Genomic DNA, 4,070 nt, shown 5'->3' with positions numbered 1-4,070 from the left:
AACCGAGTTTCGACTTCGCTCAACTCTCGATACTGGCAGGTTGAGCGAAGTCGAAACCGGATTGAACGGGTACTTTACTTAGTTGCAGTTCCCTAACTGGCCGCAGCGCCAACCCTCAGGCAGTGACGATCATGCCTGACAAGACTGTTTTTTGGGGCGGTGGTACGTCAAGTCGAGCGACCATCCGCCAGGGCAAGTTTCAAAATTTTTTTGGCTTAAGCGGCAACAATTCACAGGAATATAGTGTAGATTAGTCGAAACGATAATCATTCTCAAATTCATCGCATTTTCGTTGTCTATGTTGCCCCAAGAACAATTAGCCATGTCTGGACAGAATTTTCCCGCTACGTTGCAGCGAACCGCCTGGGTGGTCGTCGGGGCGATCGCCCTCGGCTTGGGGAGCTGTACTGCCACCTCGACCACCAGCGAAGCAGAGTCGCCGGAATCTGAAGTCGCTGTCGCGCCCGAAGCTGCGTTGCAGGTAGTGACGACGTTTTTGCCCATCACCCAGTTCACCACGGCGGTTGCGGGCGATCGCGCTGAGGTGGTGCAGCTACTGCCCACGAATGTTGGCCCCCATGATTACCAGGCCAAACCGGGCGATGCCCAAGCGATCGCCAATGCCGACGTGCTGGTGAAAAATGGTCTGGAGATGGAATTCTTTTTGGCTGACATGATCGAGAATGCCGCCAATGCGGAGCTGGCGATCATTGATTCCAGCGCAGGGGTAGCGACGCTAGCGAGTGTCGATGGTGATGGCCACGATCACGGGAAGGAAGACGATCATGACCATGCTGAAGGCGAAGAACATGATCACGCCCATGATGACGGCCACAGCCATGCCCATGGTGAGTTCGACCCCCACATCTGGCTCGATCCCAAGCGCGCCATTGAACAGGTGGAAAATATTCGCGATGGGCTAATTGCGGCTGATCCAGAAGGCGAAGCGGAATACACCGCCAATGCGACGGCCTTCATCGCCGAACTGCAAGCCCTGGACGCCGATATCAGTGAAAAGTTAGCTCCCTTCGCAGGCAGGAGCTTTGTCGTGTTCCATGATTTTGCCGGTTACTTCGCTGAGAGTTATGGACTGCAATCAGAATTTTTAGTAGGCATCCCAGAAGAAAATCCCTCACCCGAAGATGTGAAGCGGGTGATGGAGACCGTGCAGGCTCAGGGACTGAAGACGATCATGACCGAACCTCAGGCCAGCCAGGAATCCTTTGATGCGATCGCAGGCGATTTGGACATTAACGTCAGTGTGTTTGATCCGGTTGCCACCGGGGATGCGGCGGCGATCGAGCCGGATCACTACCTCACAACCATGCGCCAAAATGCCGACAATCTTGTCGTGAGTTTTGAATCGTCTAGTCAGTCTTGGCTGCCCCTCTGGACACCTCAACCTTTCGCAGTTGTCCCCCAGCGTGTGGGCCTGCGGTTTTGAGCGATGATCGGCTTGGTGCAATGAGGACTCAATATTTGAACGATCCGGTTTTAGTGGTGCAGGGGTTAACGGTATATCGTGAGACCCACCCAGCGGTGCAGGAGGTATCTTTCACAATACCCGCCGGTACTGATACGGCCATTATTGGCCCTAATGGTGCGGGCAAAAGCACCCTGATTCAAGCGGTGCTAGGCATTTTGCCACATCAGGCGGGGCAGATTGCGGTGTTGGGACACAGGCTGTCTGACCAGGGGTACCTGCCGTCAGCGGTGCGACAACAGATTGCTTATTTACCCCAGAACTTTTTGTTTGATCGCCGCATTCCCATCACCGTGTCGGAACTCGTGGGCTTGGGCTGGGATCGAGTCGGACTGCAACTGCCGTGGGTGGGTGGCCGAGAGCGTCGTTACGCGGTGCGCGCCGCCTTGACTAAAGTGGAAGCCTGGCATCTCCGCGATCAGCTGGTGAGCAGTTTGTCCGGTGGGGAAACGAAACGGGTACTGCTGGCGTATTGCCTGGTGCGGCCCCGCTCACTGTTGATTCTGGATGAAGCTCCGGCGGGCCTGGATGTGCGCGGGGAGTCGGAGTTTTATCAGTTGCTGCATCAGCTCAAGCAAGAACAGGGTTGGGCCATTTTGCAAATTTCCCACGACCTGGATATGGTGCGCCGCAGTTGCGATCGCGTCCTCTGCATCAACCGCCGGCTCATGTGCCAGGGACCGCCTGATCATGCCCTGGCCCCAGAGCAATTATCTCTCGCCTATGGGCCAGATCTCGTGCGTTATCACCACACCTGCCAGCAACCCCATCACCATGAACATTGAGACCGAACTTACCCGCGTGATTGAACTGTTTCAACTGCCTTTTATGCAGCGAGCGCTGCTGGGGGGAGTGTTGACCGGGCTGATGGGGGGCTTATTGGGCAGTTTTACGATCCTGCGGCAGTTGTCCTTCTTCAGCGATGCCCTGGGCCATTCCGCTCTGTTGGGCATCAGCATTGGCTTTTTGCTGGGCATCAGCCCGGCCTGGATACTCTTGCCGTTTTCGGTGGTATTCGCGCTGACGGTGACCTATGTTTTGGAACGGACACAGCTCTGGACCGACGCCCTGCTGAACATCATCTATTCGTCGTCTCTGGCGATCGGCATTATTTTGCTCAGCTTTCGCGATGAGTATCGCGGGGGCATTTCCCATCTGCTGTTTGGCGATATTTTGGCCGTGCAAACGACTGACCTCGTCTTCAGCGCGGTGCTGTTAGTCGTTTGTGCTGGATTCATTGGCCTGACGCTGCGATCGCAAATTCTCATGACCCTGCACGAACCGATGGCCATGGCTCGGGGCGTTAACGTCTCCGCCCAGCGCACCGCCTTTATCGTGCTGCTGTCTCTGGTAGTCGGCATCTCCATCAAAGCGATCGGCGTCTTACTCATTAGCGCCTTTGTGGTGATTCCGGCCTGTGCCGCCCGTCTGCTCAGTCGTCAATTTACCCACTACATCGTCATCTCGGCGGGTTTAGGGGCCATTAGTGCCGTCGTCGGCATGCTCTTGTCCGCCCTGTTTGACCTTCCCTCTGGCCCCAGCATCGTGACTGTGCAGTTAGGGATTTTCCTGCTTGCGGCTCTGACTCCCACCGCCCGCGCGATCGCCCCCTGATTCAGCGCCGGCACACGGCGGTGCATTCCTACCAATATCCAATTGTCACCAAACAGTCTTGAGCAATGACCCAGATTGTCTACGCTTAAAAGCAACCGATAACGCCACCAGCAAAGAGGGTTCAGTATGGCCAGAACAGTAGAGCGCGATCGCGCCCCATCGACTCTGCAACCCCAATTTGGGGGCACCGCCCAAACCTACGACTGGCAATGGCAGGGACACCCCCTCACGGTGGTCTACGAAACGGTGGGCGAAGGCGATTCGGTGTTGCTGCTACCAGCCTTTAGCACCGTCTCGAACCGGGCAGAACTGCAGGATCTAGCGGTAGGTTTAGCCCCCCACTTTCAAGTCACGGCCCTCGACTGGCCGGGCTTCGGGGCATCCGACCGTCCCCCTCTGGATTACAGCCCTGCGCTGTATAGCCAGTTTTTACAAGACTTTGTGGCCGCAACCTTCAAGACCCCGATCGCCATTGTGGCTGCTGGTCATGCCGCTGGCTACGCGCTGACCTTAGCGAATCAAACGGCAATCTGCCGCCAACTGGTGCTAGTGGCTCCCACCTGGCGCGGCCCCCTGGCGGTGATGGGGGTGCCATCTGCGGTGCGATCTGGGGTCAAGAAATTGGTGCGAACCCCTCTCCTGGGGCAGACCCTTTATGGTCTCAATACCCGACCCGCGTTTCTCAAGTGGATGTATCGTCGCCATGTCTTTGTGGATGAGCAGCGCCTGACGCCTGACTATATTCAGCAGCGCCACCAGAGCACCCAACAACCAGGAGCCCGCTATGCCCCTGCTGCTTTTGTCACGGGCGGGTTGGACCCAGCACCCAGTCGGGAAGTTTTTCTGGAAAGCATCAAATCACTTGCTTGTCCGCTGATGGTTGTTGTATCGGAGCAGGCTCCCCCTGCCTCTAAAGCGGAAATGGAGGCGATCGCGGCGCTGCCTGAGGTCCAGGCCACCCGTTTACCCGGCA

The 4,070-nt window shown here is 56.8% G+C and carries 4 protein-coding genes; all 4 read left to right on the top strand.

Annotated features, from left to right (window positions below; translation table 11 throughout):
- Nucleotides 1-298: 298 nt before the first annotated feature.
- Nucleotides 299-1,444 carry a metal ABC transporter solute-binding protein, Zn/Mn family gene (locus JUK32_RS00405; RefSeq protein WP_239112169.1) on the top strand — a complete coding sequence of 382 codons (1,146 nt, stop codon included), beginning with the start codon at nucleotides 299-301 and terminating at the stop codon, nucleotides 1,442-1,444.
- Nucleotides 1,445-1,479: 35 nt separating this feature from the next.
- Nucleotides 1,480-2,268 (top strand): metal ABC transporter ATP-binding protein, encoded by a 789-nt coding sequence (locus JUK32_RS00400; RefSeq protein ID WP_204136892.1) that lies wholly within the window; start codon nucleotides 1,480-1,482, stop codon nucleotides 2,266-2,268.
- Complete coding sequence (locus tag JUK32_RS00395; protein WP_204136891.1) at nucleotides 2,258-3,097, top strand: metal ABC transporter permease; 840 nt, start codon at nucleotides 2,258-2,260, stop codon at nucleotides 3,095-3,097. Before JUK32_RS00400 ends, JUK32_RS00395 begins: the two co-directional genes overlap by 11 nt.
- Before the next feature lie 126 nt (nucleotides 3,098-3,223).
- Nucleotides 3,224-4,070: alpha/beta fold hydrolase (locus JUK32_RS00390; protein ID WP_204136890.1), on the top strand; the 847-nt coding region annotated here is incomplete at its 3' end.

The sequence above is a fragment of the Halomicronema sp. CCY15110 genome, from assembly GCF_016888165.1.
Lineage (GTDB): Bacteria > Cyanobacteriota > Cyanobacteriia > Phormidesmidales > Phormidesmidaceae > Halomicronema.
This window is presented reverse-complemented; position numbering and strand designations above follow the sequence as displayed.

What these genes read in the sequence shown, in the direction of transcription:
- JUK32_RS00395 (WP_204136891.1), top strand. Translation starts at nt 2,258, where the DNA reads ATGAACATTGAGACCGAACTTACCCGCGTGATTGAACTGTTTCAACTG.
- JUK32_RS00405 (WP_239112169.1), top strand. Translation starts at nt 299, where the DNA reads ATGTTGCCCCAAGAACAATTAGCCATGTCTGGACAGAATTTTCCCGCT.